The sequence below is a fragment of the Halocella sp. SP3-1 genome (assembly GCF_003953885.1).
GTDB classification, from domain to species: Bacteria; Bacillota; Halanaerobiia; order Halanaerobiales; family DTU029; genus Iocasia; species Iocasia fonsfrigidae.
This window is the reverse complement of the sequence record NZ_CP032760.1, coordinates 2,583,843-2,598,793: the sequence shown is the minus strand read 5'-3', so window position 1 is coordinate 2,598,793 and position 14,951 is coordinate 2,583,843. Positions and strand designations below refer to the sequence as shown.

Below are 14,951 nucleotides of genomic sequence, written 5' to 3'. Positions count from 1 at the left end.
CAGCAAAAACCCCATCACAGCTGTGATGGGGTTTAAAATTATTTTATATTTTTATTTATTCATTATCATCATCAAACATACTGCCAAATATATCTCCGAGTGTTACACCACTACCCTCTTCTTCAGTTGTTCCTTTTTTAGCAGATGCTTGTGGTTTTACTTCCTTTTGGGACTGGGGCTTCTCTTCTAATTCCTTAATACTTAAACCAACTCTTTTCTGTCCTTCACTAATATTAATTATTTTAACCTGTATTTCTTCCCCTACAGATACAACCTCATCAGGGGTTTTGACATGGCGGTGTGAGAGTTGGGATATATGAATTAGGCCTTCCACACCATCTTCTATCTCTACAAAAGCACCAAAATCTACTATTTTTGTAATGGTACCTTTCACAACTTCACCTTCATAATGTTTGCGGACAAATTCTTCCCAGGGATCAGGTAATAATTGCTTATAGCCAAGGGAAATTCTTTCCTCTTCTTTATTTACACCAAGTACTTTCACCTTTATCTTCTGGCCTTCTTCAAATATTTGAGAAGGGTGTTCTATTCTACCCCAGGACATCTCAGATATATGAAGTAATCCCTCTACACCACCTAAATCAACGAAAGCACCAAAATCTACCAATTTAGTGATCGTACCCTCAATCTCTTGACCTTCTTCTAGAGAATCAAGGGTCTTTTCTTTCATTTCTGCCCTTTCTTCTTCAAGTACTTTTTTGGCTGAAAGAACTACATTATTATTGTTTCTTTCAACTTCAATAACCTTTAATCTCAGGGTCTGGTCTACATATTTATTTAAATCCTCTACATACCCTATTGCTACATGAGAAGCCGGTATAAAACCCCTTAAACCAACATCGACTACTAAACCACCTTTAACTACCTTGCTAACCTTAGCCTCTATTACTTCATCATTTTCATATACTTCCATAATATTTTCCCAGGCTTTTTCATAGTCAGCACGTTTTTTGGAAAGAATCATATTACCTTCATCATCTTCAAGGGTAAGTATAATTACATTAATTTCTTCATTTAATTCTACAACTTCATTAGGGTCAGATACAGGTTTATGACTTAATTCCCTTAATGGAATAAATCCATCAGATTTATAATTGACGTCTACATAGACACCATCATCTTTAATTTGTGTTACTGTTCCTTTGACAGTCTGCCCTTTCTTTAAATCAGCAATATCATTAACACTATAATCAATTTCTTGCTGATCTTTATCCTCAACGTTATCCCCTGTTTCCTCAGTCACCTCAACATCAACACTTTCACTTGTTTCTTCCTCTAAGACAGCTGCTGTCTTATTATCTTCTTGTTCAATAGTCTCGTCAAGCTGTACATCTTTCTTTTCTTCTTCACTCATAGCCTCAATAACCTCCTTGATTAACCAATCTGGGGTCGATGCCCCTGCAGTAATACCTATTTTTTTCTCACCATCTATTAACTGTTGGTTAATTTCTTCAACAGTTTCTATGTGGAAAGTAGGGGTTCCAGTGTTCTTACAAATTTCAGCTAATCTATTTGTATTAGCACTGTTATGCCCCCCTATTACAAACATTAAATCAACCTTACGGGCTAATTTAGCAGCAGCTAGCTGCCTAGTTTCTGTTGTATTACAAATTGTATTGTAAACCTTTAATTCTTTTACCCTAATAATAATTGATGAAACTAACTCTTTAAAAGAATCAGGAGACTTTGTTGTCTGTGCTACTAGACCAACCCTGCTTTTCAAAGGTATCCTAGCCAGGTCAGCAACATTGTCTAAAATAACAGCCCTTTTATCTGTAGCACCATAGATACCAACTACTTCAGGGTGTTGATGATCTCCGTAAATAATAGTCTGATAATCTTCTTCAATGAGTAGCTGTGCATACCGCTGAGCCTTTTTTACAAAAGGACATGTTGCATCAAGTATATGTAAACCTTTCTCTTTTGCTTTAGTAATAATCTCAGGTGCTACACCATGTGACCTGATAATAATGATTCCTTCATCTATATCATCTATGGAATTAATTGGTTCAATTCCTAATCCCTTTAATTTTTCAACAACCTGTGGATTGTGAATAATGGGTCCAAGGGTATAGACAGAAAGTTTTCTTTCATCATCAGCGGCATCTTTTGCCATTTCGATTGCCCGTTTAACCCCAAAACAAAATCCTGCTTCCTCGGCAGTATAAACCTCCAGACCCTTCACCTCCTTCCAATCCAACAAGAACAAACCTTCCAACAGCAACTCAATGATACTTAAAATAGTATACCCATTATTAATTAAATATAATTCATACCAATTATATGATTTCTTCATTAATTCTTAGAATCCTGCTTTAATAATGAAAAAAATAAAAAAAAACTACGAAAGTAATAACTGCTGATTTATTTTTTCCATTATAATATCACCAGCCTCTTTTAATTCATTACGTGGTACTTTTCTATTATAGTATTTATCTAGTTCAAATAATTTACCAATAGAAACAGCTATTTCGCGCTTCTCAATTTTAATACTCATCGGCAGGATAGGCACTTTCATTTTGATAGGAATCATAACAGAGCCTGATTTAGCTCTACCAAGTTTACCCGGTTTTTGCCTACTACCTTCAGGAAAAATACCTAGAACACCTCTATTTTCAAGAATATTGAAGGCCTTTCTTATTGCCCCTTTGTCTGCCCTTCCCCTTTTTACTGGAAAGGCACCAACCTTTTTTAAGATATACCCAAATAAGGGATTCTTAAAAAGCTCCTGCTTAGCCATAAAATGCACAGTTTTTCTGCGTTCCAGGCTGCAGGCTACAATAGGTGGATCAAATAGGGTAATATGATTAGCCATTACCACAAAAGGACCGTTTTCAGGTATATTATTTTGACCATTTATTTTGAATTTATAGGCCAGCTTAAAATATAGTTTAAAAGCAGTATATCCAACACTATAAAGAAACATCCTCATCCCTCTCCACCTTTTTTTTAATTTCAATAATTTTTGCAAGAACCTCATTGATAGACATATCAGTAGTATCCAGCAAAAAGGCATCTTCTGCCTTAACTAAAGGGGATATCTTGCGTTCTTTATCCAGCTTATCCCTTTTATATATCTCTGATTTTATATCCTCATAGTCTACATCGACGTCTTTTTCTTTTAATTCAGTAAAACGTCGCTGTGCCCTTTCTTCAATAGATGCTGTTATATATAATTTTAACTCAGCATCTGGTAAAACCCTGGAACCAATATCCCTTCCATCCATAACAATATTATTATCCTCAGCAAGCCTCCGCTGTATAATCAAAAGGGCATCCCTGACACCCTTCACACGGGCGATCCTGGAGACATTCTTATCAATAATACCCCCTCTTAATTTGTCTGTTACATCCACCTTATTAAGTATTACCCGATTTATTCCATTTTGATCAGGGGGTAAAAATTCTATATTAATATTATTTGCTATTCTACTTAAGCCAATTTCATCTTCTGCTTCAATACCCTGCTCAATAGCCAGAAGGGTAATAGCCCTATATATTGCACCGCTATCTATATATTTATACCCCAGTTTTTTAGCCAGTATCCTGGCAATAGTGCTTTTACCAGCACCAGCCGGACCATCAATAGCTATTGTCCCCACCAAATCTATCACCTCTTTCGCTTATTCTATTCTATATTCTTTTTCAAAATCCTTCTTTTGATTTAATAAAAGGAATATTTATTTAAAAATAAAATTAATACCGATAAAATTATCGGTATTTAAACAACTCTTTGTAAATATATTCTATTAATTATTAAAAACTGTAAACTATGTAACAGAACACTTGTTCAATAAATCAATAAACTCTGGAAAAGAGGTTTTGATAGAATCACTATTGTTAATTAAGATTGGCTCATCAATAAGCAAACCGGCAATAGCAACTGTCATTGCTATCCGATGGTCACCTGAACTATCCACTTCAAACCCACCTTTTAATTCAACTGGACCGTTAATAATCATACCGTCTGTAAGTTCCTGAACATTTACTCCCATATTAGATAATATACTGATCATATTAGTAATTCTATCACTTTCTTTAACCCGTAATTCAGCAGCATCTTTGATAACAGTTCTACCCTCAGCCCTACTTGCCAGAATAGCAATAATAGGTAATTCATCAATTAAAGTCGGAATAAGATCACCACTGATATTTACTCCTGTTAACTTACTACTTTTAACAATTATATCAGCCACTGGTTCACCACTAACCACTCGCTTATTGATAAGCTGACAGTCCCCCCCCATATCTTTAACTACCTTTAGGAAACCACTTCTACTGGGATTAATGCCAATATTTCTTAATAATAGTTCACTATCATCTATTATTAAAGCAGCAGTAATAAAAAAGGCAGCTGATGAAATATCAGCAGGTATGACTATCTCCTGTCCCTCTAATCTATCTTTTTGCAGGTCTAATTCTATGCTCAGACCTGATTTCTTTAAATTAACCCCAAACCCTTGTAACATCCTTTCAGTATGATCCCGGGAAAGACCTGGCTCACGTAATATTGTTTTTCCATCTGTATATAGTCCTGCCAATAATAAGGACGATTTAACCTGAGCACTTGCTACAGGTAGAGTATAGTTTATAGCACTTAGCTGACTACCTTTTATACTAAGGGGGGCATAATTGTCTCTTCTTGCCCATATTTTTGCTTTCATTTCTCTTAAGGGTTTTATAATTCTATCCATTGGTCTCTTTCGCAATGAAGTATCACCACTTAGAACTGTATAAAAATCCTGTGCAGCCAATAAACCGGTCAATAATCTCATACTGGTCCCTGAATTACCACAATCAATAACCCTGTCTGCTTCTTTGAGCCCTTTGAGACCTACACCTTTGATAGTATAATTGGCTTTAGAGTTTCTCTCAATTGGTACACCCATCAATCTAAAGGCATTTAAAGTTTTAAGACAATCCTCACTTTCCAACAAACCAATAAGGTTTGAATATCCTTTAGCCAGTGAAGCAAAGATTATTGCCCGATGTGAGATGGATTTGTCACCGGGTATGGTTAAATCGCCTTTTAATTTATGACATTTTCTTGTCTTGAGATTCAATTGAATTCTCTCCTAATCATTAAAGTCATTAAACCTCTATTTTCTTCCTCTGTTCTCTGCCTTTTTTAATCAACTCATAGATATATTCTTCATCTTCTATTTTAATAGCTTCTTCAAATTCAGCTATTTTACCCTTAAGCCTGGCTATACTTCTTAAGACAGCCTTTTTATTGCTAATAAGTATATCTGTCCACATCTGGGGATCACTACCTGCAATCCTGGTAAAATCAAGAAAGCCCTGTCCAATTAAATCGATTACTTCCGGGTTTTCCCCAACTACATCATTTAAAAGATTTACTACTGCAGTAGCCAGAAATTGTGGTAGATGACTTGTAAAGGAGATAAGGTTATCATGTTTTTCAGGATTAAGGGTTATAACTTTACTCCTAATTCCTTTGATTATCTCAGCTATCTGAGCAAGATCCCCTGGGTTATTATTATTAATTAATATATAGGTTTTATCTCGAAAAAGATCAGCCAGGGCTGCTTCTGGGCCACTTACTTCCCTACCAGTCATAGGATGTCCCCCAACAAAACGCAGCAGGGGAAATCTCTGTTTTATCTCCTGACAGATGAATTTTTTGCTGCTTCCCATATCAGTAACAATAGTATTATCTAAATCAATTATATTATATAAATCAGCAATTACCTTGACAATTGAACAGACAGGTGTTGCGACAAAAATAATGGAAACATTTTGTAGATTATCTTCTAGCAAAGTATGGTCAATAAGTTTCTTTTCCTTGGCATAAATAAGGTGTTTTTGATTAGTGTCATAGCCATAGATAGTTATATCCTGCTTATATTTCTTTAAGGCCAGGGCCAGTGACCCACCCATTAAACCTAGTCCAATTATCCCTATCTTCATAATTATATCTCACGACCAACTGCATTTGCAATCTGACTTAAATCATCGATCATAGCAGTAAATTTACTAAATTTCAGAGACTGCTGCCCATCACTGAGGGCTTTAGTAGGTTCCGGATGTACCTCTACAATAAGACCATCTGCCCCCATAGCAACCGCCCCTCTGGCAGCAGGTGTTACAAGTTCCCACTGTCCTGTACCATGACTAGGGTCTATAACAACAGGGAGATGGCTGAGTTTCTTAAGTACTGGAATACCTACCAGATCAAGTGTATTTCTTGTATATGTCTCAAAAGTACGAATACCACGTTCACAAAGTATCACATTATAATTGCCCTCAGACATAATATATTCAGCAGCCATCAAAAACTCTTTATAGGTAGCACTCATACCCCTTTTTAATAAAACAGCTTTGTTTGATTTACCTACTTCTTTTAATAGGTAAAAATTTTGCATATTTCGTGCACCTATCTGGAAAATATCTGTATAATTACCAACCAATTCAACATCTCTAGGGTCAACTACCTCAGTTATCACTTTTAAGCCTGTCTCATCTGAAGCTGTTTTGAGCAGTTTCAGCCCTTCTTCCTGCATACCCTGAAAACTATAGGGAGAAGTACGGGGTTTAAAAGCACCACCCCTTAAGACCTTAGCGCCAGATTTTTTTACTGCTGCAGCAGTTTTTATGATCTGCTCTTCACTTTCAACAGCACAGGGACCAGCCATAACCAATATCTCTTTACCACCTATTGTAACCCCATCACCAAGGTCAATAATACTAGTATTGTCTTTAAAAGACCTGCCTACCAATTTATAGGGTTCCATAATCGGAACAAGTTTATCAATACCTGGATAGGCACCAAGTGAATCAATTAATTCTTCCCGGTTTAAATCACCAATAATGCCAATCAGCATTTTTTTAGCCCCGCGTGATGGATGTGGGGTATAACCTAATTCTTCTACCCTGTCGACAACCTGTTTAATCTCTTTTTCCTTAGCCTTATCTTTCATAACAATTATCATTTTCTCATCTCTCCTTATCTAATCTATTCTCTTGATTTAATAAATCAGGCCGCAATATTTTAGCCTTTTTTAGATAAACATGTTTTACTTCCTGTAAAGCACAGTCAAAATCAACAAACATTAAAACCCTAATGCACTTTTCTAGTGAATCCTTAACCTTCATTTCCTGATAACATAGTAATGGAATATCAGCAAACCCCAGTTGGCGGGCTGCAACTGCTGGGTAAACTTCATCAAGGTCATCAGTAGCAGTAAAAAAGATACTGATTATATCATTTTCTGATAATTTATTGTTGGCAATCATTTCTTTTAGGAGTAAACTGGTATTTTCAAGAATTGCAGTTCTTGTATTTTTTTCAACAGATATAGCCCCTCTAATACCCCTCATGTTAACACCTCATAATCAAATAAATATATTTTAGAAATAATATTACTTAAAAAATTAACACCTGTACTGGCAGGTGTTCTACTAATTTAAATTATTTTACCATATATTATTTTTATTATCAAGAAAGAATATAATTAAATCTTATTATAAAACTCAATAACACCCAAGCTCTTAATATCACCAGATACTCTAAACTGTTGACCAGGTTTCAGATTACTTATCGAAGCTGATAAAGAAGTAATTTCAAACCATAAGGTTTTTTTTAATAGAGTAGCATCAATACTGATAAGATCACCACTGTTTACTTCTATTCTGACAATTCCATCAGAGAAGTCAGCCACCCGCAGCCCATTCTGAACTAAATAAACCTGTGGTAGTGAGTAATCATGCAACAGGTCTATGGTAAGGTAAGCCTTCCTTTCCATTTCCTTAATAGATGTAACCTCAACAGTATTTCCTGTATTCAAAAGCCCTTTTACTGTGTACTCCAGCTTTTTAATATGCTGATAAGTTGATTCATCCCGCATAATAATCTGAAAACTAATTATAACTATTAAAGTAATTAGCAAGAGATTAACAAAAAATCTCTCCAGCTTTCTAAAAAACCTATTCATACTATCTACCTCCAGGATATTTTAATATATCTTTATGAGATATATTAAAAAAATATCCCGTAAGATTAGATAATATTCATATTTTTCAAGGCAGCCATTGCAGCATTTTGTTCTGCTTCTTTTTTACTTGAACCCTTACCAGAGCCTATTTTTTTATCCTGATAAAGTACATCTATAACAAAAGATTTGTTGTGATCAGGACCTTTTTCATCAACTACCTGATAAATAGGTCTACCAAAACCATCTTTCTGGAGTAATTCCTGTAAGATAGTTTTATAGTCCTGTATATACTTTCCTTTTTCAACATCAATAATAATCTTATTAAAATTACTAATAATAAATTTCCTGGCCATATCTATACCTAAATCAAGATAAATAGCCCCTATTAAAGCCTCCATAGTATCTGCAAGAATAGAATCCCTTTCACGACCACCTGATAATTCTTCGCCATTACCTAACAATAGATATTTTCCCAGCTGAATTTTCCTTGCCTGCATGGCAAGAATAGGCTCACTGACAATAACAGACCTCATCTTGGCCAGTTCTCCTTCTGGATAATCGGGAAAATTATCAAAAATAAAAGTACTTATTACAATACTGAGGACTGAATCACCCAAAAACTCAAGTCTTTCATTATCCCTTAAATCGAGATGACTATTTTCATTACTAAATGATTTATGGGTAATAGCCCTCTGTAATAATAATTTATCATTAAAACTCATTTTAATCTTTTTTTCTAAATCAGAAATAATATCTTCATTATATAATGATACCATTGAATTATCTCCTTTTTAAGATCTTATATGGCACCAAAAACAAGACAGGCATTTTGTCCGCCAAAGCCAAAAGAATTAGACATTATTGTCTTCAATTCCTTTACTTCCCTGGCCTCATTAGGTACATAATCAAGGTCACAATCAGGGTCTGGATATTCATAATTAATTGTTGGAGGAACTATTTTATTTTTTAACGCCAGTGCAGAGATAACTGATTCTACACCACCAGCTGCCCCTAATAAATGACCGGTCATTGATTTTGTGGAACTAATCATTAATTTGTCCGCGTCTTCCCCGAAGACCTTCCGGATAGCAATTGTTTCATTTTTATCATTTAGTGGTGTAGAGGTACCATGGGCATTAATATAATTTAGCTTATTTTTATTAAGACCTGACTTTCTAAGAGCCATTTTCATCGCCCTTGCCGCACCCTCTCCTTCAGGTGCAGGTTGAGTGATATGATAGGCATCACCTGAAGCACCATAAGCTAAGAGTTCACAATATATCTGAGCCCCTCTCTTCCGGGCATGTTCAAGTTCTTCCAGAATGACAATACCACTACCTTCACCAATAATAAACCCATCCCTTTTAGCATCAAATGGTCTACTTGCCTTAGCTGGTTCATCATTCATCGTTGTTAGTGCTTTCATATTACCAAAACCTGCTAAAGCAGATTTAGTAATAGCTGCTTCTGTACCACCTGCTATCATAACACTAGCATCACCACGTTTTATTATCTCCATTGCTTCACCAATAGCAGAGGTCCCTGAAGCACAGGCCGTTACAGCATTACTATTGGGGCCCTTAGCTCCGGTATAAATAGAAACATGACCAGCAGCCATATTAGATATCATCATTGGAATGAAAAATGGGCTTACACGCCTTGGACCTTTTTTTACCATTCTTTCAATTTGCTCTTCAAAGACTTCAATACCACCAATTCCAGAACCCATTAGGACACCTATCTGATCAGCAATTTCATCATTAATTTCTATACCTGAATCCGCTAAAGCCTCATAGGCAGCATAAATAGCATATTGAGAAAACATACCTATTCTTCGGGCTTCTTTAGGGTTAATATATTTATCTATTTTAAAATCCTTAATCTCAGCAGCAACTTTACTTGGAAATTCTTCAGTATCAAATTTACTAATCCAGGAAATACCAGACTTTCCATTAATAATATTATTCCAGAATTCATCAACTGTCATACCAAGGGATGTAACAACACCTAAACCTGTTATAACAACACGTTTGCTCATTATCCTTAACCTCCCTTATGGGTAGAATGATTTAAAAAAGTGGATTTAGGCCCCCTTTGAAACTCAGTGGGGACCAGCACCATATTATTAGGCCTATAAATTTTCCTCAATATAATCAACAGCATCCTGAACTGTTTGAATGTTTTCAGCCTCTTCATCAGGAATTTCAATATCAAATTCTTCTTCAAATGCCATTACTAATTCTACAACATCAAGGGAGTCAGCCCCAAGATCATCGATAAAAGATGCTTCAGGAGTAACCTCTTCAGAATCAACAGCCAGTTCCTCTACAACAATATCAATTACTTTCTGTAAAATATCCATTATTTCACCTCCTTTCTATTTACATTACCATACCACCATCAACATTAATAACCTGACCGTTAATATAATCTGCTGCTGATGATGCCAGAAAACAGATTATATTAGCCACATCTTCCTGACTACCAAATTTTTTAAGTGGAATAGCAGCCAGCATATTATCTTGCACTTCTTTAGAAAGATTTTCTGTCATATGTGATTTAATAAAACCAGGTGCCACAGCATTTGAGGTAATTCCCCGGGCGGCAACTTCTTTAGCAATAGTCTTAGTAAAACCAATAACTCCGGCCTTGGAAGCAGAATAATTTGCCTGACCAGGATTTCCCATAATACCTACTACAGAAGCAAGATTAATTATCTTTCCTGATTTTTGTTTCATCATAGGACGGATAACAGACTTTGTGCAATTAAAAACACCTTTAAGATTAACATTCATGACAGCATCCCAGTCTTTTTCTTTCATTCTCATTATAAGATTATCCCGGGTAATGCCCGCATTATTTACTAATATATCTATTTTACTAAATTCTTTGATAGCAGTTTTGATCATAGTCTTTACCTGTTCAATATTGGAGACATCTGCCATAATAGATATTGCTTTACGACCGAGTGAATTAACTTTATCTACTACCTTATCAGCATGTTCTTTTTCTGCTTCAAAAGGGTAGTTAATAATAATATCAGCACCTTCACTGGCCAGTTTGACTGCTGTTGCAGCACCAATACCGCGTGAACTTCCAGTAATAAGAGCAACCTTACCATCTATTCTCATTAATGAATCACCCTTTCTTTTTTATAATTTTTTAATTAATTTCTCATAATCCTTAAAACTCTCAACATTAAAGGCATCAACTGAACGGTCTATACTACGCATTAAACCCTTTAATACCCTACCTGGTCCTACCTCTATAAAAGTATTATAACCATCATCTATAAATCTCTTTATACTATCTACCCAGTAAACACTACCTGTTATCTGTTCCAGGAGCAGTTCCTTTATTTCTTTAGCATCTTTTATATAATCAGCAGTCACATTGGCAATCAGTGGATAGACTGGTTCATTAAATTTTATGTCATTAACAATCTTGGCAAATTCATCTCTGGCCGGTTTCATTAATGATGAATGAAATGGTCCACTAACATCAAGTTTAACAACTTTTTTAGCGCCTAATTTTTTTAAACTTTCTACAGCCTCATTAATGGCTTTTTCTTCGCCAGAGATAACAGTCTGTTGTGGGGAATTGTAATTAGCAACTTCACAGACCCCTTCAATATTAGTACATATCTCTGTAACCAAATTACTATTTAGTCCAATAACAGCAGCCATAGTTCCTGAACCTACAGGCATCGCTTCATCCATTAAAATTCCACGCTGCCTAACCAGTTTTAAACCATCTTCAAAAGAAAAAGATTTGGCAGCCGCTAAAGCACTATATTCACCTAAACTATGTCCTGCTACAGCAGAAGGCTTTAGAGCATTTTCCATAAGAAAATTATAGATAATATAACTAATTGTAAAAATAGCCGGTTGAGTGTTTTTAGTAATGTTTAACTGCTCTGCTGGTCCCTCCAAGCAAATTTTTTTTAGTGGAAGAGCGAGATATTCTTCGGCCTGTTCCAAAATCTGCAAACCAGCAGGGTAGTAATTTATAAGCTCAAGCCCCATACCAACATATTGTGAACCTTGTCCAGAGAAAAGAAAGGCTGTCTTACGCCCCATTATTTTTACCTCCCAGGTCTGTTAATATTCCATCAGTTTCCTCTATAATATTATTAATAATAAGTTCTACTGGTTGAATATCATTAATTAATCCAGCAATCTGTCCAGCCATAACACTTCCTTGATTAATATCACCTTCTTTAACAGCAAGACGTAATCTACCTGTTCCCAGTTCTTCTATTTCATCCTTACTCGCGCCTTTGCGTTCTAATTTTTGTATTTCACGGGTAAGGTCGTTCTTTAAATTCCTCACTGGGTGACCAGTTACCCGCCCAGTAACAACTGCATCTCTATCCCTGGCATCTATAATAGCTTTTTTAAAGTTTTCATGTGCTGTGCACTCTTTAGAACAGACAAATCTGGTACCTAATTGTACACCCTCTGCACCCAGTGCCATAGCTGCTGCCATTCCCCTACCATCTGCAATACCACCTGCAGCAATAACAGGTATATTCACTGCATCTACTATTTGGGGAATCAAAGAAATTGTTGTTAGTTCACCTATATGCCCGCCAGCCTCTGTACCTTCTGCTATAAGACAGTCAGCACCGATTTTTTCCATTCGTCTGGCCAGGGCAACTGAGGGAACAACTGGAATAACTCTAGTACCAATTTTTTTAAAACGTTCAATATATTTGCCTGGATTCCCTGCACCTGTAGTAACAACTGGTACCTTTTCTTCAATAAGCAGATCAACAATATCGTCAACAAAAGGTGAAAGGAGCATGATATTTACAGCATATGGTTTGCTGGTTTTCTCTTTTACCTTGTTGATCTCTTTTCTGATTACATCAGCAGGGGCATTACCAGCTCCTATAACACCTAACCCCCCGGCCTGACTCACAGCAGCGGCTAGTTCTCCAGTAGCTACCCAGGCCATCCCCCCCTGGATAATGGGCAGGTCTATTTCTAATATCTCAGTCAGTCTATTTCTAAAGTTCAATTTAAAGCCCTCCCTCATTCCATTCAATTACTGTAGAAGCCCAGGTTAATCCAGCACCAAAGGCTACCAAAACAATGATATCTCCTTCATTGATAAGTCCCTTTTCTTTTGCTTCAACCAGACCAAGTGGTATTGAAGCAGATGAGGTATTACCATACTTGGAAAGGTTTACAAAGACCTTATCATCAGTAAGTCTTAACCTTTTAGCTGCTGCATCAATAATCCTGGTATTGGCCTGATGGGGTATAAACAGATTAACATCTTCGGGTTTTAACCCGGCTTTATTGAGAACATCTACTGAGGATTGTTCCATTATTTTTACAGCAAATTTAAATACCTGATTACCTTCCATTTTGATATAGTGCTGCCTTTCTTTAACTGTTAGTTCTGAAGAAGGATTTAAGGAACCACCACCTGGCATGTATAGGCTCTTACCACCACTACCATCAGAACCCAGGTCAAAGGCCAGCATTCCTCCTTTGTCTGTCGCCTGCAGGATAGCTGCTCCAGCACCATCACCAAACAATACACAAGTACTTCTGTCTTCCCAGTCTGTTATCTTAGTAAGTATATCTGCCCCAACAACTAAAGCATTTTCATAAACACCTGTTTCTATAAATTGAGTAGCCACACTTAAGGCATATACAAATCCAGAACAACCTGCTTCCAGATCAAAAGCTGCAGCCTTTTCTGCACCAAGTCTCTCCTGAATTAAACATGCTGTTGCGGGAAAAGGCATATCAGGTGTTACAGTAGCTACAATAATCAAATCAAGTTTATCAGCTGTCATCCCCGAATTTTTAAGGGCTTTTTGAGCAGCTACATAAACCATATCAGAGGTTGAAACATCATCTTCAACAATGTGTCTTTCTTTTATTCCTGTTCTCGTAGTTATCCATTCATCTGAAGTATCTACCATTTTCTCAAGATCTTTATTAGTTAAAACCTTAGGGGGGATATAATTTCCTAACCCTGTTATAGTCGCCTTGCGTGCCATTTATTTTTCACCATCCCCATTAACTTTATTTTCAATTTTACTTACAATATTTTGAATGACTGTTTCCCTGGCTACTTTAACTGCATTCATAATAGCAATCTCGTCAGAACTACCATGACTGATAATTACTACCCCATTAACCCCCAATAATGGAGCACCACCATATTGTCTATAATCAGTTTTATTTATTAGCTTTGCAAGATAAGGTTTAAGCAATAAAGCCCCTAGTTTTGCCCTTAAGTTTGTAGTGAAGGCATCTTTAAGTAGACTAAACATTAAAGAAGCCACTCCTTCAGTAGTCTTTAAGACAACATTACCAACAAAACCATCACAAATTACCAGGTCACAACTACCATTATATATATCTCTACCTTCAACATTACCGACAAAATCAGAAATTTCCTGGGCATTAATAATTAAATCATAGCTTTCTTTTACCAGCTGATTTCCTTTTGCCTTTTCCTCACCAATACTTAATAAACCTGTTTTCGGATTATCAATCCCCAGAACATACTTAGCATATATCTGTCCCATAATAGCAAATTGATATAGATTGATGGGTTTACAGTCAACATTAGCACCATTGTCCATCAGGATTGTTTCACCCTTTTTTGAAGGGAAACTAACAAGAATTGATGGTCTTTTTATCCCCTTAATCCTCCCTAGTTTAAAAAGACTGCCAGCCATAACAGCCCCTGTATTACCAGCAGAAACAAAGGCATCTGCTTCTTTTTTATGTAAAAGATCTAAACCCTTTACGATTGACGAATCTTTCTTTTTCTTAATTGCTCTGGTCGGTGATTCATTCATATCAATCTTTTCAGATGTATTAATGACTGTAATATTTTTTGGAGAATGATTATTTTCTAATATTTTATTTAATATTTCCTTCCTTCCGGTTAATATTAATTCAATATCAGAATATTTACGAGAGGCTAAAACAGCACCCTCAACTA

The 14,951-nt window shown here is 36.0% G+C and carries 16 protein-coding genes; all 16 read right to left on the bottom strand.

Going from position 1 to position 14,951, the window contains the following annotated elements; all coding sequences use genetic code 11:
- Nucleotides 1-55: 55 nt before the first annotated feature.
- The 16 genes from D7D81_RS12445 to plsX all read right to left on the bottom strand — a co-directional run bounded on the left by D7D81_RS12445 (nucleotide 56) and on the right by plsX (nucleotide 14,901).
- Nucleotides 56-2,317 carry a bifunctional 4-hydroxy-3-methylbut-2-enyl diphosphate reductase/30S ribosomal protein S1 gene (locus D7D81_RS12445; protein ID WP_286169664.1) on the bottom strand — a complete coding sequence of 754 codons (2,262 nt, stop codon included), beginning with the start codon at nucleotides 2,315-2,317 and terminating at the stop codon, nucleotides 56-58.
- Between the two features lie 45 nt (nucleotides 2,318-2,362).
- A complete protein-coding gene (locus D7D81_RS12440) occupies nucleotides 2,363-2,953 on the bottom strand; it encodes a lysophospholipid acyltransferase family protein (protein WP_164522247.1) in 591 nt (196 codons plus the stop codon).
- Nucleotides 2,934-3,635, bottom strand: a complete 702-nt coding sequence (cmk, locus tag D7D81_RS12435) for a (d)CMP kinase (RefSeq protein ID WP_286169662.1) — start codon at nucleotides 3,633-3,635, stop codon at nucleotides 2,934-2,936. Before cmk ends, D7D81_RS12440 begins: the two co-directional genes overlap by 20 nt.
- Before the next feature lie 156 nt (nucleotides 3,636-3,791).
- Complete coding sequence (gene aroA, locus D7D81_RS12430; RefSeq protein WP_125990431.1) at nucleotides 3,792-5,084, bottom strand: 3-phosphoshikimate 1-carboxyvinyltransferase; 1,293 nt, start codon at nucleotides 5,082-5,084, stop codon at nucleotides 3,792-3,794.
- Nucleotides 5,085-5,112: 28 nt separating this feature from the next.
- On the bottom strand, nucleotides 5,113-5,952 hold the full coding sequence (locus D7D81_RS12425; protein ID WP_125990430.1) for a prephenate dehydrogenase: 840 nt from the start codon (nucleotides 5,950-5,952) through the stop codon (nucleotides 5,113-5,115).
- Nucleotides 5,953-5,954: 2 nt separating this feature from the next.
- Nucleotides 5,955-6,974, bottom strand: coding sequence for a 3-deoxy-7-phosphoheptulonate synthase (gene aroF, locus D7D81_RS12420; RefSeq protein ID WP_125990429.1), 1,020 nt, complete (start codon nucleotides 6,972-6,974; stop codon nucleotides 5,955-5,957).
- 4 nt (nucleotides 6,975-6,978) lie between these two features.
- Nucleotides 6,979-7,362 carry a chorismate mutase gene (gene aroH / locus D7D81_RS12415; RefSeq protein WP_125990428.1) on the bottom strand — a complete coding sequence of 128 codons (384 nt, stop codon included), beginning with the start codon at nucleotides 7,360-7,362 and terminating at the stop codon, nucleotides 6,979-6,981.
- A 134-nt stretch (nucleotides 7,363-7,496) separates the two neighbouring features.
- Nucleotides 7,497-7,976, bottom strand: coding sequence for a hypothetical protein (locus D7D81_RS12410; protein ID WP_125990427.1), 480 nt, complete (start codon nucleotides 7,974-7,976; stop codon nucleotides 7,497-7,499).
- A 65-nt stretch (nucleotides 7,977-8,041) separates the two neighbouring features.
- Nucleotides 8,042-8,752, bottom strand: a complete 711-nt coding sequence (gene rnc / locus D7D81_RS12405) for a ribonuclease III (RefSeq protein WP_125990426.1) — start codon at nucleotides 8,750-8,752, stop codon at nucleotides 8,042-8,044.
- A 23-nt stretch (nucleotides 8,753-8,775) separates the two neighbouring features.
- Complete coding sequence (gene fabF / locus D7D81_RS12400; RefSeq protein WP_205739210.1) at nucleotides 8,776-10,014, bottom strand: beta-ketoacyl-ACP synthase II; 1,239 nt, start codon at nucleotides 10,012-10,014, stop codon at nucleotides 8,776-8,778.
- A 93-nt stretch (nucleotides 10,015-10,107) separates the two neighbouring features.
- Nucleotides 10,108-10,338 carry an acyl carrier protein gene (locus D7D81_RS12395; protein ID WP_125990424.1) on the bottom strand — a complete coding sequence of 77 codons (231 nt, stop codon included), beginning with the start codon at nucleotides 10,336-10,338 and terminating at the stop codon, nucleotides 10,108-10,110.
- A 19-nt stretch (nucleotides 10,339-10,357) separates the two neighbouring features.
- Complete coding sequence (gene fabG / locus D7D81_RS12390) at nucleotides 10,358-11,107, bottom strand: 3-oxoacyl-[acyl-carrier-protein] reductase (RefSeq protein WP_125990423.1); 750 nt, start codon at nucleotides 11,105-11,107, stop codon at nucleotides 10,358-10,360.
- A gap of 21 nt (nucleotides 11,108-11,128) precedes the next feature.
- Nucleotides 11,129-12,055 (bottom strand): ACP S-malonyltransferase, encoded by a 927-nt coding sequence (fabD, locus tag D7D81_RS12385; RefSeq protein ID WP_125990422.1) that lies wholly within the window; start codon nucleotides 12,053-12,055, stop codon nucleotides 11,129-11,131.
- Complete coding sequence (fabK, locus tag D7D81_RS12380) at nucleotides 12,045-12,935, bottom strand: enoyl-[acyl-carrier-protein] reductase FabK (protein ID WP_353622126.1); 891 nt, start codon at nucleotides 12,933-12,935, stop codon at nucleotides 12,045-12,047. Before fabK ends, fabD begins: the two co-directional genes overlap by 11 nt.
- A 64-nt stretch (nucleotides 12,936-12,999) precedes the next feature.
- The gene (locus D7D81_RS12375) at nucleotides 13,000-13,995 is read right to left on the bottom strand and encodes a beta-ketoacyl-ACP synthase III (protein ID WP_125990420.1); all 996 of its coding nucleotides are present in this window, start codon (nucleotides 13,993-13,995) and stop codon (nucleotides 13,000-13,002) included.
- Entirely contained in the window at nucleotides 13,996-14,901 is a 906-nt protein-coding gene (gene plsX / locus D7D81_RS12370; protein ID WP_353622125.1) for a phosphate acyltransferase PlsX, read from the bottom strand.
- Nucleotides 14,902-14,951 lie beyond the last annotated feature (50 nt).

What these genes read in the sequence shown, in the direction of transcription:
- fabK (WP_353622126.1), bottom strand. Translation starts at nt 12,935, where the DNA reads ATGGCCTGGGTAGCTACTGGAGAACTAGCCGCTGCTGTGAGTCAGGCC.
- rnc (WP_125990426.1), bottom strand. Translation starts at nt 8,752, where the DNA reads ATGGTATCATTATATAATGAAGATATTATTTCTGATTTAGAAAAAAAG.
- fabF (WP_205739210.1), bottom strand. Translation starts at nt 10,014, where the DNA reads ATGAGCAAACGTGTTGTTATAACAGGTTTAGGTGTTGTTACATCCCTT.
- D7D81_RS12395 (WP_125990424.1), bottom strand. Translation starts at nt 10,338, where the DNA reads ATGGATATTTTACAGAAAGTAATTGATATTGTTGTAGAGGAACTGGCT.
- fabD (WP_125990422.1), bottom strand. Translation starts at nt 12,055, where the DNA reads ATGGGGCGTAAGACAGCCTTTCTTTTCTCTGGACAAGGTTCACAATAT.
- fabG (WP_125990423.1), bottom strand. Translation starts at nt 11,107, where the DNA reads ATGAGAATAGATGGTAAGGTTGCTCTTATTACTGGAAGTTCACGCGGT.
- D7D81_RS12445 (WP_286169664.1), bottom strand. Translation starts at nt 2,317, where the DNA reads ATGAAGAAATCATATAATTGGTATGAATTATATTTAATTAATAATGGG.
- aroF (WP_125990429.1), bottom strand. Translation starts at nt 6,974, where the DNA reads ATGATAATTGTTATGAAAGATAAGGCTAAGGAAAAAGAGATTAAACAG.
- D7D81_RS12410 (WP_125990427.1), bottom strand. Translation starts at nt 7,976, where the DNA reads ATGAATAGGTTTTTTAGAAAGCTGGAGAGATTTTTTGTTAATCTCTTG.
- D7D81_RS12375 (WP_125990420.1), bottom strand. Translation starts at nt 13,995, where the DNA reads ATGGCACGCAAGGCGACTATAACAGGGTTAGGAAATTATATCCCCCCT.
- D7D81_RS12440 (WP_164522247.1), bottom strand. Translation starts at nt 2,953, where the DNA reads ATGAGGATGTTTCTTTATAGTGTTGGATATACTGCTTTTAAACTATAT.
- D7D81_RS12425 (WP_125990430.1), bottom strand. Translation starts at nt 5,952, where the DNA reads ATGAAGATAGGGATAATTGGACTAGGTTTAATGGGTGGGTCACTGGCC.
- aroH (WP_125990428.1), bottom strand. Translation starts at nt 7,362, where the DNA reads ATGAGGGGTATTAGAGGGGCTATATCTGTTGAAAAAAATACAAGAACT.